The organism is Stenotrophomonas sp. STEN020 (assembly GCF_056760195.1).
In genome coordinates, this window is record NZ_JBRREI010000061.1 from 1 (window position 1) to 26,473 (window position 26,473).

At 63.1% G+C, this 26,473-nt stretch carries 23 protein-coding genes and 3 pseudogenes; 13 read left to right on the top strand and 13 right to left on the bottom strand.

Annotation, left to right across the window (positions count from 1 at the left end):
- Window positions 1-163 precede the first annotated feature (163 nt).
- Window positions 164-649 (top strand): asparaginase domain-containing protein, encoded by a 486-nt coding sequence (locus tag ACVOLZ_RS19040; RefSeq protein ID WP_282267147.1) that lies wholly within the window; start codon window positions 164-166, stop codon window positions 647-649.
- Entirely contained in the window at window positions 650-1,126 is a 477-nt protein-coding gene (gene ybaK / locus ACVOLZ_RS19045; protein WP_481517493.1) for a Cys-tRNA(Pro) deacylase, read from the top strand.
- Window positions 1,127-1,193: 67 nt separating this feature from the next.
- Here ybaK and ACVOLZ_RS19050 read toward each other — a convergent pair whose 3' ends face one another.
- The 6 genes and pseudogenes from ACVOLZ_RS19050 to sufT form a co-directional block, all read right to left on the bottom strand.
- On the bottom strand, window positions 1,194-1,508 hold the full coding sequence (locus tag ACVOLZ_RS19050; protein ID WP_481517510.1) for a proprotein convertase P-domain-containing protein: 315 nt from the start codon (window positions 1,506-1,508) through the stop codon (window positions 1,194-1,196).
- A 39-nt stretch (window positions 1,509-1,547) separates the two neighbouring features.
- Window positions 1,548-3,308: pseudogene (locus ACVOLZ_RS19055) on the bottom strand (S8 family peptidase); the annotation flags it as partial.
- Window positions 3,309-3,754: 446 nt separating this feature from the next.
- Window positions 3,755-4,096, bottom strand: a complete 342-nt coding sequence (locus ACVOLZ_RS19060) for a proprotein convertase P-domain-containing protein (protein ID WP_481517511.1) — start codon at window positions 4,094-4,096, stop codon at window positions 3,755-3,757.
- Between the two features lie 24 nt (window positions 4,097-4,120).
- A pseudogene (locus ACVOLZ_RS19065) lies at window positions 4,121-5,854 on the bottom strand (S8 family peptidase); the annotation flags it as partial.
- A 334-nt stretch (window positions 5,855-6,188) separates the two neighbouring features.
- Window positions 6,189-7,289, bottom strand: a complete 1,101-nt coding sequence (locus ACVOLZ_RS19070; protein WP_481517494.1) for a branched-chain amino acid aminotransferase — start codon at window positions 7,287-7,289, stop codon at window positions 6,189-6,191.
- 98 nt (window positions 7,290-7,387) lie between these two features.
- On the bottom strand, window positions 7,388-7,939 hold the full coding sequence (gene sufT, locus ACVOLZ_RS19075; protein ID WP_346498807.1) for a putative Fe-S cluster assembly protein SufT: 552 nt from the start codon (window positions 7,937-7,939) through the stop codon (window positions 7,388-7,390).
- 107 nt (window positions 7,940-8,046) lie between these two features.
- Here sufT and ACVOLZ_RS19080 point away from each other — a divergent pair, with 107 nt between their 5' ends.
- From ACVOLZ_RS19080 to ACVOLZ_RS19090, 3 genes are all read left to right on the top strand, one after another.
- A complete protein-coding gene (locus ACVOLZ_RS19080; RefSeq protein ID WP_481517495.1) occupies window positions 8,047-8,469 on the top strand; it encodes a hypothetical protein in 423 nt (140 codons plus the stop codon).
- A gap of 139 nt (window positions 8,470-8,608) precedes the next feature.
- The gene (locus tag ACVOLZ_RS19085; RefSeq protein ID WP_481517496.1) at window positions 8,609-11,572 is read left to right on the top strand and encodes a TonB-dependent receptor plug domain-containing protein; all 2,964 of its coding nucleotides are present in this window, start codon (window positions 8,609-8,611) and stop codon (window positions 11,570-11,572) included.
- 4 nt (window positions 11,573-11,576) lie between these two features.
- Window positions 11,577-12,197, top strand: a complete 621-nt coding sequence (locus tag ACVOLZ_RS19090; protein WP_481517497.1) for a 2OG-Fe(II) oxygenase — start codon at window positions 11,577-11,579, stop codon at window positions 12,195-12,197.
- Here ACVOLZ_RS19090 and ACVOLZ_RS19095 read toward each other — a convergent pair.
- Together ACVOLZ_RS19095 and ACVOLZ_RS19100 are read right to left on the bottom strand one after the other, a co-directional pair.
- Complete coding sequence (locus ACVOLZ_RS19095) at window positions 12,194-13,537, bottom strand: sulfotransferase family protein (protein ID WP_481517512.1); 1,344 nt, start codon at window positions 13,535-13,537, stop codon at window positions 12,194-12,196. The two genes, ACVOLZ_RS19090 and ACVOLZ_RS19095, sit on opposite strands and share 4 nt — an antisense overlap.
- Before the next feature lie 12 nt (window positions 13,538-13,549).
- Window positions 13,550-13,999, bottom strand: a pseudogene (locus tag ACVOLZ_RS19100) (tetratricopeptide repeat protein); the annotation flags it as partial.
- 515 nt (window positions 14,000-14,514) lie between these two features.
- Between ACVOLZ_RS19100 and ACVOLZ_RS19105 the strand changes: the two are divergent.
- On the top strand, window positions 14,515-15,462 hold the full coding sequence (locus ACVOLZ_RS19105) for a helix-turn-helix domain-containing protein (RefSeq protein WP_481517498.1): 948 nt from the start codon (window positions 14,515-14,517) through the stop codon (window positions 15,460-15,462).
- Window positions 15,463-15,478: 16 nt separating this feature from the next.
- Here the strand turns inward: ACVOLZ_RS19105 and ACVOLZ_RS19110 are convergent, their stop codons facing one another.
- The 3 genes from ACVOLZ_RS19110 to ACVOLZ_RS19120 are packed head-to-tail and all read right to left on the bottom strand — an operon-like array spanning window position 15,479 to window position 17,708.
- Window positions 15,479-16,915: an NAD(P)(+) transhydrogenase (Re/Si-specific) subunit beta gene (locus ACVOLZ_RS19110; RefSeq protein ID WP_481517499.1), complete on the bottom strand. Its 1,437-nt coding sequence runs from the start codon at window positions 16,913-16,915 to the stop codon at window positions 15,479-15,481.
- Window positions 16,912-17,409, bottom strand: coding sequence for a hypothetical protein (locus tag ACVOLZ_RS19115; RefSeq protein WP_481517500.1), 498 nt, complete (start codon window positions 17,407-17,409; stop codon window positions 16,912-16,914). Before ACVOLZ_RS19115 ends, ACVOLZ_RS19110 begins: the two co-directional genes overlap by 4 nt.
- The gene (locus ACVOLZ_RS19120; protein WP_481517501.1) at window positions 17,406-17,708 is read right to left on the bottom strand and encodes an NAD(P) transhydrogenase subunit alpha part 2; all 303 of its coding nucleotides are present in this window, start codon (window positions 17,706-17,708) and stop codon (window positions 17,406-17,408) included. Before ACVOLZ_RS19120 ends, ACVOLZ_RS19115 begins: the two co-directional genes overlap by 4 nt.
- A 138-nt stretch (window positions 17,709-17,846) precedes the next feature.
- Here ACVOLZ_RS19120 and ACVOLZ_RS19125 point away from each other — a divergent pair, with 138 nt between their 5' ends.
- The 3 genes from ACVOLZ_RS19125 to ACVOLZ_RS19135 are packed head-to-tail and all read left to right on the top strand — an operon-like array spanning window position 17,847 to window position 19,179.
- Complete coding sequence (locus ACVOLZ_RS19125) at window positions 17,847-18,398, top strand: RNA polymerase sigma factor (protein WP_481517502.1); 552 nt, start codon at window positions 17,847-17,849, stop codon at window positions 18,396-18,398.
- Window positions 18,395-18,748 (top strand): hypothetical protein, encoded by a 354-nt coding sequence (locus ACVOLZ_RS19130; protein WP_481517503.1) that lies wholly within the window; start codon window positions 18,395-18,397, stop codon window positions 18,746-18,748. The genes ACVOLZ_RS19125 and ACVOLZ_RS19130 overlap by 4 nt, the downstream gene beginning before the upstream one ends.
- Before the next feature lie 5 nt (window positions 18,749-18,753).
- Window positions 18,754-19,179, top strand: coding sequence for a DUF3106 domain-containing protein (locus tag ACVOLZ_RS19135; protein WP_481517504.1), 426 nt, complete (start codon window positions 18,754-18,756; stop codon window positions 19,177-19,179).
- A gap of 326 nt (window positions 19,180-19,505) precedes the next feature.
- Here ACVOLZ_RS19135 and ACVOLZ_RS19140 read toward each other — a convergent pair whose 3' ends face one another.
- Both ACVOLZ_RS19140 and ACVOLZ_RS19145 read right to left on the bottom strand, forming a co-directional pair.
- On the bottom strand, window positions 19,506-20,609 hold the full coding sequence (locus tag ACVOLZ_RS19140; protein ID WP_481517505.1) for an NAD(P) transhydrogenase subunit alpha: 1,104 nt from the start codon (window positions 20,607-20,609) through the stop codon (window positions 19,506-19,508).
- An 87-nt stretch (window positions 20,610-20,696) separates the two neighbouring features.
- On the bottom strand, window positions 20,697-23,006 hold the full coding sequence (locus tag ACVOLZ_RS19145; RefSeq protein WP_481517506.1) for a DUF1631 domain-containing protein: 2,310 nt from the start codon (window positions 23,004-23,006) through the stop codon (window positions 20,697-20,699).
- Between the two features lie 311 nt (window positions 23,007-23,317).
- On the opposite strand from ACVOLZ_RS19145, the gene ACVOLZ_RS19150 reads away from it, so the two are divergent.
- Genes ACVOLZ_RS19150 through ACVOLZ_RS19165 form a run of 4 tightly spaced genes read left to right on the top strand, consistent with a single transcriptional unit; the run spans window position 23,318 to window position 26,166 of the window.
- Window positions 23,318-23,893 carry a nitroreductase family protein gene (locus tag ACVOLZ_RS19150; RefSeq protein WP_481517507.1) on the top strand — a complete coding sequence of 192 codons (576 nt, stop codon included), beginning with the start codon at window positions 23,318-23,320 and terminating at the stop codon, window positions 23,891-23,893.
- Window positions 23,881-24,828, top strand: coding sequence for a 5'-3' exonuclease (locus ACVOLZ_RS19155; protein ID WP_481517513.1), 948 nt, complete (start codon window positions 23,881-23,883; stop codon window positions 24,826-24,828). The genes ACVOLZ_RS19150 and ACVOLZ_RS19155 overlap by 13 nt, the downstream gene beginning before the upstream one ends.
- Window positions 24,825-25,376, top strand: a complete 552-nt coding sequence (locus tag ACVOLZ_RS19160; RefSeq protein WP_481517508.1) for an NUDIX hydrolase — start codon at window positions 24,825-24,827, stop codon at window positions 25,374-25,376. The genes ACVOLZ_RS19155 and ACVOLZ_RS19160 overlap by 4 nt, the downstream gene beginning before the upstream one ends.
- Entirely contained in the window at window positions 25,369-26,166 is a 798-nt protein-coding gene (locus ACVOLZ_RS19165; protein WP_481517509.1) for an N-formylglutamate amidohydrolase, read from the top strand. The genes ACVOLZ_RS19160 and ACVOLZ_RS19165 overlap by 8 nt, the downstream gene beginning before the upstream one ends.
- Window positions 26,167-26,473: the final 307 nt, after the last annotated feature.

Consider the following 26,473-nt stretch of genomic DNA (forward strand, 5'->3'; position numbering starts at 1 on the left):
CCCCCCCCCTGTCCACAACGTCCCTGCCCTTCCCCACCCCCCCGGCTTCTGGCGCTCGGCTCTACCAACGCGACGTGACGTGGCCGGACGCTGCCTACGGCATTATCATTCGCAGCATCGCGGCCTGTGCCGCTGGCAGTCACCGCAAGGATTTACCGCAATGATGGAAGAACTCCTGATCGTCACCACCGGTGGCACGATCGACAAGATCTACTTCGACGACAAGTCCGATTACCAGATCGGCGATCCGCAGATCGGCATGATCCTGCGCGAGCTGGGCGTGACCTTCCGTTTCAATGTGATTCCGATCCTGCGCAAGGACTCGCTGCACATCAGCGACGACGACCGCGAGCTGATCCGCGCCACCATCGCCGCCCAGCCAACCCGCCACGTGCTGGTCACCCACGGCACCGACTCGATGGTCGCCACCGGCAAGGTGCTGGCCACCATCCCCGGCAAGACCATCGTGATGACCGGCGCATTGAGCCCGGCGCGTTTCCGTGGTTCCGATGCCGAGTTCAACATCGGTTGTGCGATCGGTGCGGTGCAGTCGCTGCCTGAAGGCGTCTACATCGCCATGAACGGCCGCATCTGGAATCCGGAGAAGGTCCGCAAGAACGTCGACGCCAACCGCTTCGAATCGCTGTAAGTGGCAAAAAGCACCCGCGCCACCGCCGCATTGGACAAGGCCGGCATCGCCCATGGCGTGCATGCCTATGACTACTCGGCCGATGTCGACAGCAAGGGGCTGGCGGCAGCGCAGGCGCTGGGCATTGCCCCGCCGCGCATGTTCAAGACGCTGATGGCGTGGGTGGACAAGCAGCCGCTGATCGCGGTTATTCCCTCTGATAAGCGGTTGTCGCTGAAAAAGCTTGCCGCCCATTGCGACGGCAAGCACGCGCAGATGATGGAAATCCCCGAAGCCGAGAAGCGCAGCGGTTACAAGGTCGGCGGCATCAGTCCCTTCGCACAGCAGCGGCCAGCCAAAGTGGTGTTCGCCGCCAGTGCCGCACAACACGACACGCTCTATATCAACGCAGGCCAACGCGGCCTGCTGCTGGACATCGCCCCGGCTGACGCTTTGCAGGTTCTGCAGGCCAGTTGCGCCGACATCTGCGAGGACTGAGTTGCGCTCACGGCATGAGTCCGGCTACAACGCCAGACTCATGCACAGTGGCAAGCGCTGCCTTGGGCTAGAACGTGATTGACCAGCCGGTGAGACGCCCGGTATCGCCACTGGCCTTGTCGTTGACGCGCAGCTTCCAGGTGCCATTCAAGGCCTCATTGGAAAGATCGACCTCGAAGGTCTGCTTGATGTCATCGGCACTGCCTCCTTCGTAATTGCTCAGCAGATAGGCGCGGCCGCCAGGTGCGAGCAGCTCCACTTTCAGGTCGCCACGCCAGCTATGGCTGATATCCACCGTTACCGCAGTGGCCGCCGGCGCATTGGCAGTGCGTCCGGACACGCTGATCGCACTTTCAATCGTACGGTTGTCGAGGATATCCACACCCTCATCGCTGCTATAGGTCTGCGCCGGCAACAGACCCCAGCTTGCCTTCAAACGCAGGCCTGAGTAGGCAGAGTAGCCGGTCAACATGACGTGGTAAGTTCCTGCTACGGGCGCAGGAATGCTGCAGCTTTCGGCATTGCCAGCACTGAACGGACGGCAGTCGTAGCTGGAGGCGGTGGGACGACTGGACGCGCGCACGTACAGGTCAGCATCACCGTTGCCACCGGCAATGCTGATCAGCAGATTCGACGCACCTGCAGGTACTTCCAAGCTGTAATAGCGGTTGCTGCCTTTGCTGCCTGCCAAGCCAGTCAGCGCCACACCGTTGTCCAGTTCAGTCGCAGGGTCGGGTTGCGGCTCCGGTGGCAGTGGGCCACCCAATGCTACGGCCACAGCCGCTTGCGCATTGACGATGCCAACGCCGATATCACGGTCCGGTGTAGTTGGAAAAGGAGTCGCCGTTGCCTTGATCAAGGCTTCAATCTCCGTTGGCGTACGCGTCGGGTTGGACACCTGCTGCACCAGCGCCACCACACCCACCACATGTGGTGTCGCCATCGATGTCCCGCCATAAGAGGTATAACTCTCGCCCGCCGGGCCCTTGCTGCCGCTATTGAGGGTGGAAAGGATGCCGCTGCCCGGTGCCGCAACATCAACCAGCGGACCGTAGTTTGACTGCTGGCTGCTGCTCCAGATTGAACGTTTGCCGGCGCTGTCGCTGGCAGCAACGGCGATGACGTTGTTGCAGTTGGCGGGCGAGGCCTTGGCCACATTGACGTTGCTGTTACCGGCTGCGATGACAAGGGTTGCGCCCTTGCCTACCGCGCTGTTGATCGCATTTTGCATGGTGCTGCCGCAGGCTCCTGCGCCGCCCAGGCTGAGATTGATGACCTCGGCCGGATGGACATTGGCAGGCACGCCGGGCACCGCTCCGCCCGCCGCCCAGACAATGGCATCGGCGATATCCGAGGTATAGCCACCACAGCGACCCAGCACGCGTACTGGTACGATCCTGGCGCCAGGTGCAACGCCGGCCACACCCTTGCCGTTGTTGGTCACTGCCGCGATGGTGCCGGCCACATGGGTGCCATGCCAACTGGAGTTCTGCGCGCCGTGGCTGCCGCCACATTGATTCGCCGCCACCCAGTCACCGGGGTCGCTGGCATCGCCATCACGACCATCGCCATCATTGGCCACCTCAAGATCACCGATGAAGTCATAACCAGGCAGAACATTGGCATTCAGATCGCTGTGGTTGGCAATACCGGTATCCAGCACCGCCACCACCACACCTGCCCCGGTCGCATTTCCCCAAGCTTCGCCGACCTTGATGCCATAGGCGCCGGACAGCCCCCATTGCTCGCCAAACCGTGGGTCGTTCGGGGCGACATCGATGGTATGACGCAGATCAAGCTCGACATAGTCGACATTGCGATCCGCAGCCAATCGATACATCAGTGCTTGAGCCTCGATGCGATCCAGCGGGGTGTCCACCTGCACCACATCCGCACCTACCGCCAACCGGCGCAGGTGCTGCAGCGTGCCTGGCTTGCCAGCGCGCGTCGGCAGCCCGCGTGCAGCGGCGGCCAGGGCATTGCCCAGCGCGACCCCACCTTCAGTTTGAGTTGCGTCCTGACGGAACTTGACGATGAAACGTTGATGCACAGGTGCAGAGTCCAGACCTGCAAGTTGTACTTCACCGGCCAAGGCCGGCTTGCACAACAGCAGGGGAAACAGCGAAGCAGTGCCAACTGCAATGAACCCACGGCGAAGCGTACGGCGCGATATGGATGACATTGTTGAACCCTTCTGCATGGAAGTTGCCGCTTGCGCGGCGCCGGTCCTGCCTGGCGTTCTCTGTGTGGACAGCAACCATCACCTGGGCAGAACACTCCGGATCGCCCCCTGTCACCGACCCGCCTGCCGACACTAGGCATCCGCCTTGCACACTCCCATCGGAGGACTACTGAAACCGCTGTCCCAGCCGCAGTCAGAACCTCCCAACGCATCAGTCAGGGAAGCGCACAGCACGATCTTCGATGCCTCCGAGACACCTCAATGCTGGCAATCACTGCTCGCGGCGTGACAAAGCAACACGCTGAAGAGTGGTGGGATCCGCACGCGCTGAAATCCACGAACGAACAAACAAAAAACCCCGGCGAAAACGCCGGGGCCCTGTCACATCACAACACGGCAATGGCGCCTTCGATCGGCCATTGCCTGCCGCTTGAACCTTGCTCAACTCAGAACTTGATCGACCAACTGTTGATGCGGCCGGTATCACCACTGGCCTTGTCGTTGACGCGCAGCTTCCAGCTGCCATTGAGAGCTTCGCTGGACAGGTTCACGTTGAAGGTCTGCTTGATATCGTCCGCGCTGCCTCCGGCATAGTTGCTCAGCACGTAGACGCTGCCATCCGGCGCGACCAGATCCACCTTCAGATCTCCCTTCCAGGTGTGGCTGATATCGACCGTCACCGGCGTGGATACCGGGGCATTGCCGCTGCGTCCGGAGACGGCGATGGCGCTTTCCACGATGGCGTTGTCGACGATGACGACCGCGGTTGCGTTGCTATAGGTCTGCACGCCGCCACTGCCGCCACCGGTACTCCAGCTGGCCTGCAGGCTTACACCCGAGAACGCCGAGTACGCGGACAGCATCACGTGGTAAGTACCTGCCACCGGTGCTGCGAAGCTGCAGCTCTCCGCATTGCCAGTTTTATACGGGCGGCAATCATAGGTGGACGTGGTCGGCTGGCTGCCGGCACGCACATACATGTCCGCATCGCCGCTGCCGCCAGAACTTGCGATCACCAGATTGCTCGCACCCGCCGGCACCTGCACGGTGAAGTATTGTGTGCTGCTGGCCGCGCCGGAAAGCCCGGTAATCGGTACGCCGTTGTTCAACACCGTGCCACCCGGGTTCGGGTTGCCGCCACCGTTGGCAGCATCCACCACCGCCTTGGCATTGAGGATGCCGGGGCCGATGCTCTGTGATGGCGTGGATGGGAACGCGGTGACATTGGCTTTGATCAAGGCCTCGACCTGCGCCGGTGTTTTCGGCGTGGTTGAAACCGCCTGCAGCAGTGCAACAACGCCAGCCACGTGCGGGGTCGCCATCGAGGTGCCGTTGTAAGCGGCATAGCTTTCCGCGCCCGGTGTGGTGGTGCCACTGTTGAGCGTGGACAGGATGTTGGAACCCGGCGCGGCGATGTCGATCAACGCACCGTAATTGGAGAAGCTCGAACGTGCACCGGTGCTGGTGATCGATGCCACCGCGATCACGTTGTTGCAGTTGGCCGGCGAAGCATTGGAGACATTGGTGTTGTCGTTGCCGGCAGCGATGACCAGGGTAGTGCCACGGCTGACCGCGCCATTGATCGCTGCCTGAGTGGTGCTGCCGCACGCACCGGAGCCACCCAGGCTGAGATTGATCACCTCGGCCGGATTCGCATTGGCCGGCACGCCGGATACGGTGCCACCAGAAGCCCAGATGATGGCGTCGGCGATATCCGAGTCGTAGCCGCCGCAGGTGCCGAGCACGCGCACCGGTACGATTTTGGCGCCATACGCCACACCGGCAACGCCCTTGGCATTGTTGGTGACCGCAGCGATGGTGCCGGCCACATGCGTGCCGTGCCAGCTGGAGTTCTGCGCGGCATGGGTGCCGCCACATTGGTTGGCGCTTACCCAATCACCCGGATCGCTGGGGTCGTTGTCGCGACCGTTGCCATCGTTGGACACGGTGGTGTCGTTGATGAAGTCATAGCCCGGCAGCAGGTTGGCGGCCAGGTCGCTGTGCGCGGTGATGCCGGTATCCAGCACCGCCACCACCGAGCCGGCGCCATTGGTGACATCCCAGGCTTGGTTGGCCTTGATGCCATAGGTGCCGGAATAACCCCACTGCTCGCCGTAGCGGGTGTCGTTCGGGGTCAGACTGATGGTGTTGAGGCGATCGACTTCGACGTACTCGACGTTCGGATCAGCAGCCAGTTTGCGCATCAGCGTTTCAGCATCGGCGCGGTCAAGCTTGGTATCGGCACGAACCACATCCGCGCCTACTGCCAGACGCCGCATATGCTGCACGCCGATGCTTTTGCCGGCACGCGTCGGCAGCGCGCGGGCGGCGGAGACCAGGGTTTTCTGCAGGGCGGCGTCGCCTGCGGCCTGGCGGCTGTCCTGACGGTATTTGACGATGAAGCGCTGATGCGTCGGCGCGGAATCCAGACCGGCCAGATGCACATCGCCGGCCCAGGCCGGCGCACACAGGAGCAGTGACGACAACGAAGCAGTGCCAACAACTACCAACCCACGAACGAGCGTACGGCGCGATTTGGATGACATTGAAGAGCCCTTCTGCATTGAGAGGAAGCCGCTTGCGCGGCATGCGTCCTACCCGGGGCCCTGCCAGATGCGAAGAGGTTGCTGCCCGGGTAGAACTACCCGAACCAGTCCCCTGTTACCGATCCGTTGGCGGACAGTAAATGGCGGCTGAATCAATGACAAGAGGGTTACAACAGAAACTGTTGCTCCGTCACGTTTACCTAAGTGAGTGATTTGTAAAGATTATTTATGAACCCCTTGCTACCACTGGCTTGCACGGACGGGTGTCCGGACAAAGAAAAACCCGCTGCGAACAGGTCGCAGCGGGTTTCTTCACTTAACTGAGCAGGGACGCTCAGGCGTCCAGGCGCACCAACCAGCCGTGACGATCCGGCTGACGGCCGTACTGGATGTCGGTCAGTTCCTTGCGCAGTGACATGGTCACTTCGCCGGCCGGTGCATTCAGATCGCCGACCGAGAAGTCTTCGCCCTTGAGCTGGCCGATCGGGGTGATCACCGCAGCGGTACCGCAGGCAAACACCTCGGTGATTTCACCCGAGCTGACGCCCTGCTTCCACTCATCGATGGTGACCTGGCGCTCTTCCACGTCCATGCCGCGGTCGCGGGCCAGCTGCAGCAGAGATTCGCGGGTGATGCCTTCCAGGATGCTGCCCGACAGCGCCGGGGTGACCAGCTTGTTTTCCTTGCCGTAGACCAGGAACACGTTCATGCCGCCCAGTTCTTCCAGGTACTTGCCCTCGACCGGATCGAGGAACAGCACCTGCGAGCAACCCTGTGCCTGTGCCTGCTGCTGCGGCAGCAGCGACGCTGCGTAGTTGCCGCCGCACTTGGCGGCACCGGTGCCGCCCTTGGCAGCGCGCGCGTAGTCGGTGGACAACCAGATCGCCACCGGCGCCACGCCCTTGGCAAAGTACGGGCCGGCCGGGCTGGCGATCACGTAATAGGTCGCCTTGTGCGCGCCGCGCACGCCGAGGAAGGCTTCATCGCCGATCATGAACGGGCGGAAGTACAGGCTGGCTTCGTCGGCATCGGACACCCAGTCCTTGTCCAGCGCAACCAACTGCTTGAGCGACTCGACAAAGATGTCAGCCGGCAGTTCCGGCAGCACCAGGCGGCGCGCCGAACGCTGCAGACGTGCCGCATTGGCTTGCGGGCGGAAGGTCCACACCGAGCCATCAGCGTGACGGTAGGCCTTGATGCCCTCGAAGATTTCCTGGCCGTAATGCAGCACGGCAGCGGCCGGGTCCAGCGAGATCGGGCCGTAGGGCGTTACCGCCGCATTGTGCCAACCGGTGTCCTTGTCCCAGCGTACGGCCACCATGTGGTCGGTGAAGTGCAGACCAAAGCCTGGCTTTTCCAGGATTTTGGCGCGCTCCTCGGCGCTACGCGGATGGTCCGAACGGGTGACATCGAAGCTCAACGAAGACTGGGACACCGGATAATTCCTTCCAGATTGCGGGATGGGACAGCCCCGCCGCCACAGCGGCAACGGGGGTGCAGCACAAACCGTCACCGACAACAGCCGGCGCGGCCTTACAGCATGCCAGTTTCCAGGCGCGCCGCCTCGGACATCATGTGACGCCCCCACGGCGGATCGAACACCAGATCGACGTCGGCCTGGGCCACGGTCGGGATCATCTCCAGCTTGCTACGCACGTCATCGACCAGGATCTCGCCCATGCCGCAGCCTGGCGCGGTCAAGGTCATCTTGACGTCGACCTCACGCTGGCCATCGTCCAGGTGTTTGATATCCACTTCGTAGATAAGCCCAAGATCGACGATGTTGAAAGGGATTTCGGGGTCGAAACAGGTACGAAGCTGCTCCCACACCAGTTTTTCGACATCTTCGTCGCCGGCGTCGTCGGGCAGCTCCAGCCCCGGCGGCGGCTCCTTGCCGATGGCGTCGCCGTCCTTGCCGGCGATACGGAAGAGATTACCTTCGACAAACACCGTATAGCTGCCACCCAGTGCCTGGGTGATGTAGCCATAACTGCCGGCCGGCAAGGTCACGCTATCGCCCTGCGGCACCATCACGGCCGGGCAATCACGCTCAAAATGGACAGGTTCACTGCTACGGGAATACATGTAGATGGATATGGGGACGCGGTGGCTACCCGCAATGGCCCCATTTTATCCGACTGGGCGGCATCGCCGCTGAAACGCTATGCTGCGGAATCTGTTCGGGAATGCCCATGTCGCCTGTTTCCACCTCGGCCAGCCGTACCCGCCACTGGCTCTGGCCCATTTTGTTGCTGCTCGGAAGCATCACCCTCACCATCGCCTGGCTGCTGGTCGCCCTGAGCACCGGCACCCAGGCCGGCTGGATGGCGGTCCTGGCCGCATTGGAGGCAGCCTGGATGCTGCGTCTGGGCGCATTCAGACCAGGCCCGGCACGGGCTGCGCTAACCATTCTCACCACCGTGCTGATCGCCGCGGCTGCCAATTGGCTCATTGCCGCAGCCTATGTCGGCGGCCCGATGGGCCTGACCCCGTGGGAATCGGCCCTGCGCATGGGCCTGCACTTCGCTTGGACCCTGCTGTCACTTGCCAACGGTCTAGGGGAGTTGATCTGGCTGAGCATCGCGCTGCTGGTTGCCTGGCGTGCGGGGCGTTGAACACCTCACGGACTCGAGCATGCAGCCTCGTGATCAAAAGGTAGTTCAAGTACAGCTTGACGTGCATCCTCCGCACAGACCGTAAGGTTAATTTTTCATAATTTCTCGACTCCCCCTGCATCCTTCAGAGGAGTCGTAAGTGACCATCCAACCCCTGAGTCGTGCCATCACTCGGGCACTGCTGCCTTTGTCCACCGCCACCTTGGCGTTGGGCACCATAGGCACTGCTCTCGCTCAAGATCCGCCGACCAAACCGGCAGCCACCAATCTGGACCGCGTCGAGGTCACCGGATCGCGCATCAAACGCGCCGATCTGGAAACCTCCAGCCCGGTATTCACGATTGATCGACAGAGCATCCAGAACTCCGGCGCGGCCACCGTCGGTGAGTTTCTGCAGCGCAGCCCGGCCATTGCCGGTGCCGCCACCAATCCACAGGTCAACAACGGCGGCGGCGCAGGCGCGGCCACGGTCGATCTGCGCGGACTTGGCGTCAACCGCTCTCTGGTACTGGTGGATGGCAAGCGCTGGATCGGCACGATTTCCAGCGCCAATGGCGCGGTGGACATCAACTCCATTCCCATGGCCCTGATCGAACGGGTTGAAATCCTCAAGGACGGCGCCTCGGCAATCTACGGCTCCGACGCGATCGGTGGCGTGGTCAACTTCATCCTGCGCAAGGACTTCGAAGGGGTGGAGGCCAGCGCGTACTACGGCACCTCATCGCGCGGTGATGCCAGCACCCGCCGCCTGGATGCCACCTTCGGCATGGTCGGCGAAAAAGGCCGCTTGATGCTGGGCACCAGCTACGACAAGGAAGATCAGGTCAGTGCGGCGGACCGCAGCTACTCCAGCCAGCCGTATCAGCTGTACGCCGGCGAAAAGGGCATCGGCGGCACCAGCCGCATCCTTACCGGCCGCTACGTGGTTCCGCGCGCATCCTTGACCGGGGTCGATCTCAGCGACCCCAACTGTGCAAAACCGCCCACCGACCCGACTGCGCCGGACAACATCACCCTTACCCGGATCGAGGGCCGCCCAGGCAATGCCCAGTCGGACTTCCGTTGCTTCGACAACCTCAACGACGTCTACAACTACCAGGCCGACGGCAACCTCAACCTCACCCCACAGGAACGCACCTCGTTGTTCCTCCATGGCAGTTACCAGATCAGTGACAACGTAGAGGCCTTCCTGCTCGGCTCCTGGCTGCGTACCGAATCCTCCTTCTTCATAGCACCTCTGCCGTTCGATGGTCGCCCCACGGTAGATGCAGTGCCGATCAGCGCCGACAGCATGTACAACCCGTTCGGCGTGGACATCACTGATGCACGCCTGCGCCTGCGCGATTTCATTCCAACCCGAACCACCCGTTACCAGACCGAGACCTACCAGGTCACCGCCGGGCTGCGCGGCGCTTTTGCAGACAGCAGTTGGAGCTGGGATGCGTCCTACTCCTATGGCCGCACCCCCCAGTCCGCTACGGTGCGCGGCTACCTGTACAGCCCCGGCCTGACCGATGCGCTGGGCCCGTCAATGATCGATCCGGTCAGTGGCAAACCCATCTGCGTGCGCGACGCTGGCAATGCCGCCAGCGTCATCGCCGGCTGCTTGCCGGTCAACTTCCTCGGCCCCGCGCCAGATCCAAACACCGAGGCTGGCCGCGCCCAGCTCGCAGCATTGGAGTTGATCAATCCGACAATCCACAGCAGTAGCGAAAACGACCTGACCGTCTACAACGCGAACATCACCGGCGATCTGTTCCAGGCACCGGCCGGTGCTGTATCACTGGCGGTGGGCGTCGAACGCCGCGAAGAATCGGCCAACTCCAGCAGTGACTTCCTGACCATCATTCCGTCAGGGGAGACGGTCTGCCTGATCACCCAGGAAGCCTGTACGTTCGGCGATCTCAATGGTGGCTTTGACGTCAACGAAATATATGCCGAAGCCTTGATACCGCTGTTGGCCGACGCCCCGTTCGCGGAGAAACTCTCAGTCACGCTGGGCACGCGCTACTCGGACTACTCCAACTTCGGCGGAACCACCAACTCCAAGATAGGCGTGGAGTGGAAGCCGTTCTCCGACCTGCTGATCCGCGCCACCTACGCCGATGTGTTTCGCGCCCCGACCATCGGCGACCTGTATGCCGCCACCGCGCCGACCGCTGCTGCCTATGTGGACCCCTGCAACGGCTATACCGGCGGGGGGGCGGCCGATCCGCGCGCCTGCGCCGGCGTGCGGACCGACGGGAGCTTCACCCAAAGCAATACCCAGACAACCTCGTTCCATTCGGCCAACCCAGAACTGCAGCCGGAAGAAGGCACCGTCTTCACCTACGGACTGGTGTACAGCCCGTCCTGGCTGGAAGGCTTCAGCATCACTGCCGACTATTGGCGGGTGAATCTGGATCAATTCATCACCGCCCTGCCGGAAGTGACGATGCTGAACCAATGCTATGACTTCGGGCGGTTCTGCGACACGTTCATACGCGACGACGCGGGTGACGTCGCACAGATGACCAATGTCGTAGGCAACTTCGGCACGTTGAACACCTCCGGTCTCGACCTGGGCTTCCGCTACGCCCTGCCGGAGGGCAGCTGGGGCAAGTTCAGCTGGAACCTGGACACCACCTATCTGGCCAAATATGACGTCAGGATGCTTTCCGGCGACCCGAGCAGTGATGTTTCGGCGTTCCCGGGCATTCCAGGCAGCAGCGGCCTTGCCGGTACTTTCGTTGACTCTGCCGCGTCCGGTTTCGGCAACATGTCACGCTGGCGCGCACTCAATGACCTGAGCTGGTCACGCGGCAACCTCAGTGCAAGCCTGACCACGCGCTACGTACACCATCTCTACGAAGCCCCGGATCTGGCCAGCGTGAAGCGCCCGGGCTATGTCTCCAAACGCCGTATTCCCTCCTTCACCCAGACCGACCTGCAGATCGGCTACAGCTTCGAAGGCTTGAAGAACAGCTCGGTACAACTGGGTGTGCGCAACCTTACCGATCGGCAGCCACCGCTGATCTACACTGGTTTCAATGCCTCCACCGATATGCGGACCTACGATGCCATCGGCCGTTACTACTGGATGCGCTGGACTGCACGCTTCTGATTGTTTGTCAGCCACTTCTGTCGCGGCTACGGCCGCGCCAGAGGTGGCCGGCAGCAGCAAGCAGCTGGCTCACTACATCCGCTGCTACGACAATAGCCTGCCGCAGGAACTCTGCAGCGGGCTGATCGCCTCGTTCCACCGACTCGATCACCTTCAACAGCGCAATGGCCGTGGTATCCGTGCAGGACTGGAGGATAGCGCCTGGAGCGAGATGGATATGGGGCGCTTGGCCGACGCGCCGCTGCAGACGTTCTTCCGCAACTTGATCAGCACGGCATTACGACGCTACAACGCGGACGTCGGGCTCCCCATCGCGGTACCTGATGGCCCATTGTTGAGCCCCTTGATTCTCAAGCGCTACCACGCGGGGAACGATGAGAAATTCCAGACCCACTTTGATTCAATCAATCAGGTCTGCGACCGATACATGGTGTTTCTGTGGTACCTCAATACCGTCGAACGTGGCGGCCAAACCTGGTTCCCTGGGCTTCAACATGGCGTTCAACCCATGGCGGGACGGCTAGTGATGTTCCCGCCCTATTGGATGTACGCACATCAGGGACTGGCTTCACCGGAACAGGACAAGTACATCCTATCGACGTATCTGCGCTTTGCGCAGACCTAGTCCAGCGAATACCCGTAGCGACTTATCCACGGGGCCAGCATGGCCAAGGTCTTGTCACTGAAGTGGGCACGGTAGCGTCTCCAGCGTCCCACCGCAGCAGCGTTCAGGGGTTGCACCACCTGTGCATAGCTGGGCGTGTTGATGCGCCGCTCGCGGGCGAGCGCGGCGCTGGCAAAATCCAGCTGTGCCTCCTGCACCGGCAGGTCAAGAAACGCCATCACCTGCGCAAGTTGCACGGCGAAATCCTGAACCAGCTCTTCATAGCGCAACACATGCACCCGCGCGGGTTGCAACAAGCGCTGTTGTTCCCACATCGACATTACCGCCACATAGGTATGCGCTGTCGATTCCAGCGAGGCGAACGCCAACGCGCCACCGTTGATTCCAAACGCCTGCATATGACAACTCAGCACGCAGTCGCAAGGGTGACGCAACAGCAGCAACCAGTCGGCATGCGTAAACAGGTGAGCGACATAGGGTAGCCGGGTCAGGGTCAGCGGATACTTGTCCACCAGCCGTCCCGGCGAAGACAGGTACCGATGCACCTGCTGCCAGTAATGCTGCCTGGCATCGGAACATTGAGCAGGACTCAAGCCATCCAGTGATGCATCCATATCTGCATCGCGCCAGCCAGGTGTTTGCCGCAGACGCGCGATGACTGCCTCGAGTGCAGGGCGCTCGTCCAATACGTCCAACCCCCGATGCCCATCCAAGACCCGTTCCAACAAGGTGGTGCCTGAGCGCGGGAAACCCACCAGAAACACTGGATCGGGCCGGGAGCTGCCACGCTCATCCCGCGCTGGCTGCATGGATACCGGCCGATGCCGACGCTGCTGCAACCACTCCAGTACCCTCGGCAAACCAACACCCTGGCTGCGCTGTGCAAAGGCAACCGCGGCAGCTGCATGCGCCCGCTGCAATGCACCCATGGCAGCGTCCACGTTCAACGATAGATCTTGGCACCTAGCAAGTTCAAACCACAGCTGCGCGGACATTGCATCATCGGCCACAGCCCCCTGCCCTGCCGCAAGCACAGCACGCAGCACGCCAACGGCCTTCCGCACATGCCCACGTCTGCGGAGCAGCCGAGCCGAGGCCAACGCATGCATCATGCTGGTTGCCTCAATGCCATCGACACGGACACCGGCCAGCACCTGCTCCGCCTCATGCAACCGATTGAGGCGCTCCAGCAACAACGCATATTGCACACGTAGTTCGTCCTGCGCTGAATCAGTATCCAACAAACGTCGATACAGCAATACAGCCTCTTCTTCACCGCCCGATTGGGCCAACAGCCACGCCAACACGCGCTGCTGCTCCGGACGGAGCGCATTGACCATCACCCCCTGCAGGCAGGCAGCGACCTGATCGAATGACTCAAGTTCGCAAAGGCATTGCGCGTAGGCTAGACACACGTCGGCAGCATTGGGCTCTTGCTGAGAAGCGCGTTGCAACAACGCCTGCGCCTCGACAAACCGACAAGCATTCATCCGAACCAAGCCACGCCCCAGCAGGCAGGCAACCGTCTCATCACCCAATTCCCACGCCCGCTGAAATGCCGCATCAGCCGCAGCAATGTCACGCAAATCAAGGCAGACATTGCCGATATTCACCCACGCGCCGCTGCAGTCCGGATGCAACTCGATCGCCTGCAGGAAAAGTGTCTTCGCCCTGGAAAGGTTACCGTCCTCTATCGCTACCAACGCCCGTATCTGCAACGCTGCAGCTTGATCGACCGCCATTGCACTGCCGATGACAGCCCGCAACGAACGGTTGTTCTGATCAACGCGATCCATCCGCATGCCCCTGCCTACGATCCATCGCGATTGTGCACATCAACGACCATCGATGAACGCACAAGAAATGCCTCAGCCGCGAACACGCAATTCAGGCACACGCAATTGTGCCCGGATGCATGCAAGGCCGGCCGCAGCACCGAGACCATTCATGTCTGGACCAAGCTCTCTTTCTCTCTCTCTGCTTGGCAAGCTGCGACCAACCCCCAGCAACCACAAGGGGGAACACCGCGGCACCTCCAGATATGCCCGGACTTCCCGGGCTTTTTTTTCCGCAGCTGTGCGGATGTGCTGCCACTACCGCTTTCATGTCCCCGATTCAGCAAGGCCTGAGCACAGCTGGGCACTCTTTTAACGTTTACAGGTGAGGTACTCGGCCATCGCCTGCGTCTGAAATGAGCAGAGCTCCACAAAAAGCTCAAACGACGGGCGGGGGACCACCGGCTGCACAGCGCGGCCGGACCGCAACGCGACACCGCGCACGCCGTCCGTTCACACAGACACTTTGGGGGGAAGGTGCGATGGCTATCAAACATCATCTGATTCAGGGTTCACAGTCACTCGATCTATCCATGCAACGTCCGGACTGCATCCACGCCATCAGCGGCCGCGGTAAAGGTGGGCGGCTGAGCATTCCGGCTGGCTGGATCAGCGTCACACTGGTGCTGGACGGTGCGCTGGAGCTGAGCAATGGCGATCTGCCATGGCAGCTTGGCGCGCGCCAACTGCAGCTCTGGATGGACGGCAGCCTGCGTCACATCACCCGCGAGCACGGCTGGTGGCTATGCATTGCAGCCCCGGCAGCACTCTGGCAGAAGCCACCAAAATCCACGGCATCCATCATCAACTGCCTGATCCCCCGTGAACTGACCTGCGACAGAGAACTGGCGCGCGCAGTCGTGCACCTGTGCCGGCCGCGCTGGTTCAAGCACAACCCTGCTACCGGCGACGCCGCCTATAAATTGGGGTTGCTCCGTGATGCGCTGGTCGATCGCCAGCAGCCCATGCAGATGCAGCTCGAGCGCTGCAGTGGCCGCACTGTGCTGCGGCGCCATCAGACGATGCTGCGGCTGTTGCGCGTGCAGCACCTGATCCGCTGCACCATCGAGACCCGCCTGGACCTGATCAGCCTCGCTGCGGTAGCCAACTACTCGCCCACGCACCTGATCCGGATCTATCGCGAGGTCTTTGGCGAGACGCCGAGTGAGTATGCCGCGCGTCTGCGCAATCGGCGCGCATTGGATCTGGTCTGCAATACCAGCCTGTCAGTGTGCGAGATCGCCGAATCACTGGGCTTTGAAAGCGAAAGCGCGTTCTGCCGCGCGTTCAAGCACGCCTTCGGCTGTACCACCACCGCCGCCAGGCGCGGTCAGCAGGTACAGGACAGTGTCTTGGCCGCTCCCCAATTGATGCCGCCGATCAATACGGTTGCCGAACCACAGATGCTGGAGTGGGCGGTGGCCTCCTGACCACCACCCAGCACCGTCAATGCCCGCCGTCCAGCGCCTTGAGTTCACTGACCAGGGCGCTGGCTGCTTCGGCACCATCGCCGTACAACATGCGGGTGTTGTCAGCGTAGAACAGCGCGTTTTCGATACCGGCAAAACCGGTACCTTTGCCGCGCTTGATGACGATGGTGTTCTTGGAATTGACCACATCCAGGATCGGCATGCCGTAGATCGGGCTGGTCGGGTCGGTCTTGGCAACCGGGTTGACCACGTCATTGGCACCAATCACCAGTGATACATCGGTATTGGCGAACTCCGGATTGATGTCGTCCATGTCGGCGATCAGGTCGTAAGGCACGCCTGCCTCGGCCAACAGCACATTCATATGACCGGGCATGCGCCCGGCCACCGGATGGATCGCAAACTTCACCTTGACTCCACGTTCGATCAGGCGCTGCGCCAGCTCCCAGATCTTGTGCTGGGCCTGTGCCACCGCCATGCCGTAACCGGGCACGATCACCACACGTTCGGCAAACGCCATCATCGCGGCGACATCGGCCGCCTCGATCGGCTTCTGCGTGCCGCTGATTTCAGCGCCCTGGCCACCGCCACCGAAGTTGGAGAACAACACGCCGCTGATCGGCCGGTTCATCGCCTTGGCCATCAAACGGGTCAGCAGGATGCCAGCCGCACCAACCATCATGCCGGCGATGATCAAGGCCTCGTTGCCCAGCACGTAACCTTCAAACGCCACGGCAAGACCGGTGAACGCGTTGTACAGGGAGATCACCACCGGCATGTCGGCGCCGCCAATCGGTAGCGTCATCAGTACGCCCAGCGCCAGCGCCACCGCGAAGAAGCTGATGATCGCCAGCGGCTGCAGGCTTGCCGCCGCCCATACGCCCAACACCACCATCGCCACTGCAACCAACAGGTTGAAAACCTGCTGCCCGGGGAAGGTAACCCGCTTGTCCAGGCGACCATCGAGTTTGGCCCAGGCAATGATCGACCCGGACAGCGATACCGCACCGATCGCCGAACCTACAACCGCCAGCGCCAGTACGGTATTCGACGGCAGTCGTGCCGAAAGATCAGCGATGGCCTGCGCGCTCCAGTGGCTGGTGTCACGGTTGGCCAGCTCGGAAAAACGCAGCAGCTCCACCGCACCAATCGCCGCGGCCGAACCACCGCCCATGCCGTTGTACAGCGCCACCATCTGCGGCATATCGGTGATGGCAACCTTCTTGGCCGAGACCCAGGCCAGCCCGGTGCCCAGCACCAAAGCCACCGCGATCAAGGCGATGTTGTGCAGACCGGGCAGGAAGAACGTGGCCGCGGTGGCGATCAGCATGCCGGCGCCGGCCCATTGAATACCGCTGCGTGCGGTCTTGGGCGAGGCCATGCGCTGCAGGCCCAGCAGGAACAGCGTGGCAGCGACCAGATAACTCGTATTGACCAGGATCGATATGCTCATGCACCGGCCTCCAGAGCCGTGTCGGTATGGCGAGGAGACTGCTTGTCGAGGCGATGGTGTTCACGCATTTCAATGGCCGTTTTCAACAGCCCGATCATGCCCAGCCCGAACGCCACCAGGCCCAGCGACAGCTGCGACAGCGCCGCTGTAGGTGCCAACGCGGCGCCCAGCAAACCCAGCACGATAGGCAACAGTGCCTGCACGCTGATCAGCCCCAACAACACGCCGCCTTTGCGCGGGTCTTCCCACACCTTTTTCGAAATCTTGTTCTGGGTCCTGGACGGATCCTGCAGCGAGGACATGCCTACGCCCACGCCCGCATACAACAGCGCGCTGTTATAAGCGTCGAAGATACCGTCCATGCTGTTGAACAGCGGCCGCGCCGCATAGGCGAGCGCCACCAGCAAGGCTGGATACTGCAGATAACTAAGCCACTGGAAGATCTGCCGCGCACTGATCGAAGAGCCGCCTGCAACACGGGAAGAAGCACTCACTTGCCCTTCCCTTCCGGCTTCTTCGAGCTCTTGAACATGTCCAGCATGCGCTCGGTCACCACATAGCCGCCGGCCGCGTTACCCGCGCCCAAGGCCACGGCGATGAAGCCGATCACTTTTTCCAGCGTGGTATCGGCGTGGCCGAGCACCACCATCGCGCCGATCAGCACGATGCCGTGGATGAAGTTGGAACCGGACATCAACGGTGTGTGCAGGATCACCGGCACCCGCGAGATGATCACGTGGCCGGCGATCGCTGCCAGCATGAAGATGTACAACGCTACGAACCCGTCGCTCATTGCTTGGTCTCTCCGAGGCTGGAAGCGCCTGTCCGGCATCATAACCATGTGGCCGAAGCTGGCGCGACCGTTGCGTTGTCAACCGTTTGCGCGCCCGTGCGTTATCTCCCCCAGAGACCACGACCGAGACGCTACCCTGTGCTGGTGACCAGCCCGCCCCTGATGCCGCCTGCCGCTGTACCTGCCTCGCTGGACGCCTTCCTGGCGGGCATAGGCCCGCGCGCGTTCCGTTTCGCCGAAGCCGGCCTGCGCCAGCGCGACGATGCGCTGGACGCGGTACAGGACGCCATGGAGCGCATGCTGGGTTACCGCGAGCGGCCCGCAGAGGAATGGACAGCGCTGTTCTGGAGCATCCTGCGCCGGCGCATCATCGACCTGCAGCGGCGCCGCAACTTCCGCCTGAAGTTCTGGGCCGCGCAGGAAGATCACGACCAGGACAGCACCATCGACTGGGCCGATGAAGCCCCCGGCCCGGCGCAGACGCATGAACAACAACGCAGCTATGCCCAGCTGGTGCAGGCGCTGCGGCAACTGCCGGCCCGCCAGCGCGAAGCCTTCAGCCTGCGCGTGCTGCAGGACCTGGACGTGGCCACCACCGCCAAGGCCATGGGCTGTTCGGAAGGCTCGGTAAAAACCCACCTGTCGCGTGCTCGCGACGCATTGCAGAAACAACTGGAGGCCACGCGGTGAACCGCTTGCCCACACCCCCCGAAGCATTCGACCATCAGGCCCGCCAGCTGCAGCAGCAGGCCGATGCCACGCTGTCGCCGGCCACCCTGGCGCGGCTGCGGCAGGCCCGCCAGCAGGCCAGCATGGCGAGCACACCATCGGTATGGCGCCGCCATCGCTGGTGGCTGGCTACCGCGTGCTCGGCGCTGCTGGCCGTGCCGGTGGCGATGCAGTTCAATCACAGCACGCAACCGCCTGCGGCCCCCCTGATTGCCAACCAGAACGCCGACGCTGGCGACGACACCTTGCTGTTCGACGAAAGCCCGGAGCTTTACCTGTGGCTGGGCTCAGACAATCTGGCGATGGAATGATGAAGATGAAGACCTCACTGTCCTGCCTGCTCTTGCCGCTGCTGCTGGTCTGTGCCAATGCTCCGGCCGCCGCCCAGCAACAGCTGCCCGAATGGGACCAGCTTAGTCCTGCCCAGCGCGAGACCCTGATCGCGCCGGTGCGCGATCGCTGGAACAGCTCCTCACCCGAGCGCCGTCAGCGCAGCTATGAGCACGCCCGCAGCTGGCAACAGATGACCCCCGAGCAGCGCGAGCAGGCCCGTCGCGGCATGCACCGCTTCGAGAACATGTCGCCGGACCAGCGTCGCGACGCGCAGGCCCTGTTCGACAAGATGCGCGGCATGGACAAGGACCAGCGCCAGCAGCTGCGCGAACAGTGGAACAAGATGAGCCCGGAACAACGTCGGCAATGGGTACAGGCCAACCCGCCAGCGGCCCGCTCCCCGCGCTGAGCCCGTCGGTAGTGCCGAGCCATGCTCGGCAGAGGCTTTCCAAGCGAAAAGCTGCCCTCACCCCAACCCCTCTCCCGCATGCGGGAGAGGGGCTAAAGCCTGCGCGCCGCCTGACTGTAGTGCCGAGCCATGCTCGGCAGGGGCTTTCCAAGCAATTCCAGCGCCCTTGTGGGAGCGGTGTAAGCAGCGAAGCTGACGTCAATGAAACTACGGACAAGCCTGCATCCCGATGGATGACCGGCTTCGCGGCTGACGCCGCTCCTACAAAAAAGATTTCCGGGTAGAGCCCCAGCCGAGCATGGCTCGGCTCTACCCATCACTGCCGCTCAGACCGGCGGGATCTCGCCACCGGCCGGGCGTTGCGGCCACACTGTCTTGGCCAGCAGCTCATCGTTCCAGTCGAACGACAACTTGCCGTCCTTCAGGAACAAGGCCACGAAGTTGTAGACGTTGCGCGCGAACATCTCGCTGGCGTGCACCGCGCCCATGCTGGCCAGGTTGAGCGGACCGGCAACCGTCACCCCACCAACCTCGATGGTTTGGCCCGGCTGGGTAGCTTCGCAGTTGCCGCCGGTTTCAGCGGCCAGATCGACGATCACGCTGCCCGGGCGCATGCCGGCCACCATCGCCGCGGTGACGATCTTCGGTGCCGGACGCCCCGGCACGGCAGCGGTGCAGACCACCACATCCACGCCTTTCAGATGCTCGGCCAAGCGGCGCTGCTGTTCAGCACGCTCTTCGTCGGTCAGCTGCCGAGCGTAACCGCCCTCACCTGCCGCGCTGACGCCCAGGTCCAGAAACTTGCCGCCCAGCGATTCAATCTGCTCGCGGGTTTCCGGGCGCACATCGAAGCCCTCGACCGCTGCACCCAGCCGCTTGGCGGTGGCAACTGCCTGCAGGCCAGCAACACCTGCACCAACGATCAATACCTTGGAAGGGCGAATGGTGCCGGCAGCGGTGGTCAGCATCGGGAAGAAGCGCGGCGCCAGCTGCGCGGCGATCAAGGTCGCCTTGTAGCCGGCCATGCCAGCCTGCGAGCTGAGCACATCCATCGCCTGCGCACGGGTGGTACGCGGCAATCGTTCCAACGGGAAGATTTGCAGCTGCTGCGCCTGCAGCGCAGCCGCGCGCGCGGGGTCGGCTTCAGGCTGCACACCGCCCACCAACACCGCACCAGTCTTCAGGCGGGCGATAGTCGGCAAGGACGGTGCCTGTACGCACAGCAGCAGATCCGCGCCTTCCAGCCCGTCACCAAGTTGTGCACCAGCGTCGACATAGGCCTGATCGGGGAAGCCCGCGGCCGTACCCGCGCCGGCCTGCAGGTGTACCTGCGCGCCGGCTGAAACAAGCTTCTTCACCGTTTCCGGCGTGGCGGCAACGCGTCGCTCGCCTTCAGCGGTTTCCTTCAATACCAAGACATCTACGGCCATTCCAGTCCTCGATGCGCAGCGGATCAACCGCCGGATCGTAGCAAAGCCGGTGCCCTGTGCGGCAGGCCCTGGCCTGCCGGTTTGCGATCAGTGAGCCGCGCCCTGCGGCTCAAGGCGGTCGATAACGCCTTGCATGGCGCTGTCGAAGGCGCCGTCATCCACGTGCGGACGCAGCCGTTCCAGTCGCACCATCACCGCCAGCTCCTCCGGCGAGGCCACACAGAAGCGGATGCCGCGCCGGTTGACGAACAGCAGCCGCGAGGAGATCGGGCTCACCCACGACAACTTGCCGGCCTGCATCTTGCCGTCCTTGTCGATGAAGTCCAACCAGGTGCCGATCTCCATCCTGCGGAAACGCTCGGCATCGGTGTCGTCGAAATCTTCGGCCTTGGTCGCACTACCAAACTCGATGGCCGGCGTTTCCGGCGCGGGCGGCGTCGGCAGGGCTACCTGCGGCAATTCCGGCAGCGCGCGTTCCAGTTCCGGACGCAGCTCGGCGATGGACTGCAAGGTGTCGTGCAAAGCATCGATCGCAGTGGTGCCACCATCACCGTGCAGGCCAACGCTGGCAAACACCTTGCGCAGGCCCGGCTGGCTGGACTGCAGCCACGGCTTGCCAACGATATGACGGCGCGCCTCGGCCACTTCTTCCAGTACGTCGTCGGCCAGCTTCAAGGCCTCGGCCACACCCTCGCCTTCGTCACCTTCGCGCAGCAGGGTGAGGGTGAGATGGTGGTTCCAGGGCTGGCGCAGGAAGTCAGCAATGGCCTTGGGCAGGGTCGCATCGGCAACACGCTTGTCCAGCTCGGCCGCAGCACGATTGCGCGCGACTTCCAGTTTTTCCTGGCCGCGCTGGGTTTCGGCCGCGCGGCGCTCGGTGATTTCAATCCGGCGCCGATGCTGGGCCAGGAAGTCACGGAATTCTTCTTCCAGGGTCAGGAAGATCGCCAGGTTCTCGTTGAACTCGGCGGTCAACCTTTCAATGATTTCTTCGACCTTGCCCATCAACGCGCGCTCGGCCTGGCTTTCGCCGGCATTGCCCTCGCAGGCCTCGGCCAGCGAGTTGAGCAGCTTGCGTGCCGGGTGGGTCTTCTGCACGAACATGCGCCGGTCGAGCATGGCGACCTTGACGAAGGGCACCACCAGTCGGCCGATCAGCTCACGCGAGCGGCCTTCCAGATCACGCTCATCCAGCATCACGTCAAACAGCATGCCGACCAGATCGATCGCATCTTCGTCCTGCGGGTCCAGGTGCGCCTGCTGCGGGTCCACACCCAGCCGCGTCGCCCCGGACAGCACTTCACTCTTGAGCCGCTGCGCCAGCGATTCGCCATCCTCGCCCACCGCCGCGCGCAGGGTTGCGCTGGGCGTGGCCTGCAGCAACGACAGCACCGACATCATTTCGCGCTGGTTCAAGGAACGCTGATGGCCAGCGCCGCCCTGCCCCGCGTCCGCCGAAGACGCCGACCCGCCTTCACGGGTCTGTCGGCTCTGCGCCAGCAACTCGTGCAGTGCTTCCAGCACCATGTTCTGTGGATTGCCAAAGGCCTGTTCTGCCTCGAAGCCCGCTGCGGCCTGCGCGGCAGCTTGGCCAGCCATGCTGCCGCGGCGCTGGGTCCAGCGCTCGGAGAAGCGCCGCGCCCACATCGGCGCGTGGCCTGGATCAAATCCGTCCTCTTCTTCCTGCGCAGCCTGCGCCAACTGCTCGGCCGAGGGTCGTTGCGCACTGGGACGGCGCGGCGTGGCGATCTCCGGAGCCGCACCGGCCTGGGCCAGGCGCTCGTCCACCGCCTCGTACAGCTTGCCGATACCGGCCGCAAACTCACGCTCGCACAACTTGAACAGCACCAGCCGCACTTCAGCGGCCAGGTCACAGGTATAGAACGCCTCGTGCACGGCAACGCCGATATGCTCGGGGCCGATCGGGTTGGTATCAGCATCCAGCGCCGGCACCCCGGCCACCCAGGCCAGACGGTGATCGATGCGCAGCAATACCTGCTTCCAGTCGCGCAGCAGCACGGTCGCAAAATTGCGCACGGCCAGACGTGACTCGAGAATGTGTTCAGGAACCAGGCTCAGACCGCCATCGCTCTGCCCAGCCAGCACGGCTTCAGCCGACTGCGGGGTGCCCGCATCCAGCGCGGCCCAGGCCTGCTGCAGGTGCGAGTCGAAACGACGGGAGATTTCATCACGGCGGCGGCGCAGCTCGCGCATGCCATCCAGGAATGCCAGCTGCGAGGGCCCAGCCGTCTCGGCACGGTCGAACAAGGCATCGTCAAACCCCGCCAACACCTTGGCAAAGGCCTGCGACAGCACCGGCAAGGCAGCCTCGCGGGCCACGCCAAGCAGGTTCTGGTTACGACCGGGCTGACCGGCGGGATGCGGACTGGACATCATGCACAAAGGCTCCACACCCTTACAGGCGCTGATCTTTTGGTAAACGGATTAGGAAATGCAGACGCGGCCCCTGAATCCGCACGCGCATGGTAGGCGGAGAAGATGAACAGGGTAAGTGATGCAGTGCGCATTTCCCACCTCATGATCTCTTCACCGCAATACCAGCAATGCTAAGCGTGTCAGCGCTTATTAGCGACCCACGGCTTGTTCAGGGCACACAACACAGCGCACAAAACTGACCCCGGCCTGCGCGAAGGGGCCGGTACATGGGCGACGTCTATAATCAATAGCCGCCTCAGCCCCTGTGACCCATGTCCGACAACTGCTTCCTGCAAGCGCTGGATCAGCGCCATTCGGTGCCCTCCCTGCAACTGGGTGAGCCAGCACCGGACCACGCCACGCAGCTGCGCATGCTGCAATCGGCCGTACGCGTGCCGGATCACGGCAAGATGGTGCCGTTCCGCTTCCTGCGCCTGCAGGGCGAGGCCCGCCATGCGCTGGGGGAATTCCTGGCCCAGCGCAGCCGCCAGCGCGATCCGCATGCGGCCGAAGCTGCGGTCGAGAAGGACCGCCAGCGTTTTTCCCACGCACCGCTGATCATCACCGTGATCGCGCGCCTGCAGGACAACCCCAAGGTGCCAGCACGCGAGCAGCTGTTCACCGCTGGCTGCGTCTGCTTCGCCCTGCTGCAGGCCGCACAGGGCTGTGGTTTCGGTGCGCAGTGGCTGACCGCGTGGATGGCCGGCGACCCGGAAGTCGCCCGTCATCTGGGCTTGGCCAGCAACGAGCAGATCGTCGGCTTCATCCATATCGGCACGCCGAAGATCGCCGTCCCTGACCGCGAGCGGCCCGATCCGGCAGCGCTGCTGCAGGACTGGCAGCCGTGAGCGCTGCCAACGCGCCACTGAAGCCGCTCTACCTGATCGACGCCAGCCTGTATGTGTTCCGCGCCTGGCACTCGATCCCCAACGAGTTCCAGGATGCGCAGGGTTGGCCGGTGAACGCAGTTCACGGTTTTGCCCGCTTCCTGCTCGACCTGCTCGAACGCGAGCGCCCGCAACACATCGCCGTGGCCTTCGACGAAGCACTGGACAGCTGCTTCCGCCACGCGCTCTACCCCGCCTACAAGGGCAACCGCGACCCGGCCCCGGATGAGCTGCGTCGCCAGTTCGCCCACTGCAAGGCGCTGTGCGCCGCGCTGGGGCTGGAAGTGCTGGCTGACCGCGAATACGAGGCCGACGACCTGATCGGCAGTGCCCTGCATGCCAGCCGTGGCCGCTTGCGCGGCGTCATCGTCTCGGCCGACAAGGACTTGTCACAGCTGCTGCTGGAACACGACGAGCAGTGGGACTACGCCCGCAACCAGCGCTGGGGCGCGGACGGGGTGAAGGCGCGCCAAGGTGTGCATGCGCACCAGGTGGCCGACTATCTGGCCCTGTGCGGCGATGCGGTCGACAACATCCCCGGCGTCTCCGGCATTGGCGCCAAGTCCGCAGCGGTGCTGTTGGCCCATTTCGGCAGCATGGACACCCTGCTCGAACGCATCGACGAAGTACCGTTCCTGCGCCTGCGCGGTGCTGCCACGATGGCGGTACGGTTGCGTGAGCAGCGCGAACAGGCGCTGCTGTTCCGCCAACTGACCACGGTTGCCTTGAACGCACCGTTGCACAACGCCGCCAACGGCTTCGTGCGCGCCAATGGCGACGGCGACATGCTTGGCGGGCTGTGCGAGGCGCTGCGCTTTGGCCCGATGACCCGCCGCCGGCTGATGGCTGCGGCCGGCCTGCAATCTCCCTCCACTCCAGCCAACGAGTTCGCATGAGCCAGAACACCGCCGAACCCCGCGTCGTCTACGAAGGCAAATACCAGCGCATGGTTGTGCGCGGTAGCTGGGAATACAGCGAGCGCACTCATGCCGGCGGCTTGGCCGCGATCATCATCGCAGTCACCCCGGCGGATGAAGTGCTGTTCGTCGAGCAATTCCGCGTGCCGCTGCAGGCGCGCACGATTGAAATGCCGGCCGGGTTGGTCGGCGATGTCGATGCTGGTGAATCCATCGAAGTTTCGGCCGTGCGCGAGCTGGAAGAAGAAACTGGTTGGACCGCCGATCATGCCGAAGTGCTGATGATCGGCCCCACCTCGTCCGGTGCCAGCAGCGAGAAGATCGCCTTCGTCCGTGCAACCGGTCTGCACAACGTCGGCGACGGCGGCGGCGATGCCAGCGAAGACATCACCGTGCACAGCATCCCGCGCGAGCGCGCAGCTGCCTGGCTGGTGGAAAAGATGGGCGAAGGCTACGAGCTGGACGCAAAGCTGTGGGCCGGCCTGTGGATGATCGAACACCACCTGGATGGGCGCCCGCGTGGCTGATTCAGGCTTGCACAGCATTGCGCCGCTGCTCGGCACCGATGATCCGGCGGTGTTCACTGTGCGCAACCCGCACGGCACTTCACCGTTCCTGCTGCTGGCCGACCATGCCGGCCAGCGCGTGCCGCAGGCATTGCAGGACCTTGGCCTACCGCAGGCCGAACTGGACCGCCATATAGGCTGGGATATCGGCATTGCCGGCACCACCCGTGCCTTGGCCGGACGTCTTGACGCATGGGCGATTGAGCAGACCTATTCGCGACTACTGATCGACTGCAACCGACCGCTGGTCTCGCCGACGCTGATTCCTGAAGTCAGCGATGGCACCGTTGTTCCCGGCAATCTCGGTCTTGATCCGCAGCTGCGCCAACAGCGCATCGACGCAATCCATGCGCCGTACCACCAGCGCATCGACACCGAGCTGGACCGCCGCCGCGATGCGGGCGTGCCGACCTTGCTGGTGATGATGCACAGCTTCACCCCGGCAATGAACGGCACACAGCGCCCTTGGCATGTCGGCGTGCTCTACCACCAGGACACCCGCTTTGCGCATGTGCTGCTGCAGGCATTCCGCGAGGAAAGCGATCTGGTGGTGGGCGACAACCAGCCCTATTCGGTCAACAGCAGCAGCGACTACGCGGTGCCGGTGCATGGCGAAGGCCGTGGCCTGGTGCATGTGGAATTGGAGATCCGCCAGGATCTTATTGCTGATGCTGAAGGTCAGCAGGCCTGGGCAGAGCGGTTGGAGCGGATTTTCCGTCGCCTGCAGCCTACCCTGCTCGCCTGGAAGTAAGCTTGTAGGGGCGGCGTCAGCCGCAAAGCCGATGAACTGTCGGATGTAACACCGGCAAGTCCCCTGCCGAGCATGGCTCGGCACTACGCGGGCATTGTGTTGTCCACACAGGCTGTGCCCTGTCAGTTACACAAGCTGTGGATAAGCGCCTACACGCCTTATGCGCCAAGCCTTCGCAGCCACTGGTGATTTTTTGATCAAGCAGGCCCCTGTAGTGCCGAGCCATGCTCGGCAAGGGCTTTACCAGTGACCCAACAAATGTGGGAGCGGGGGGGGGGGGCGCCCCCAGCGGCGACCGAAAAAACAA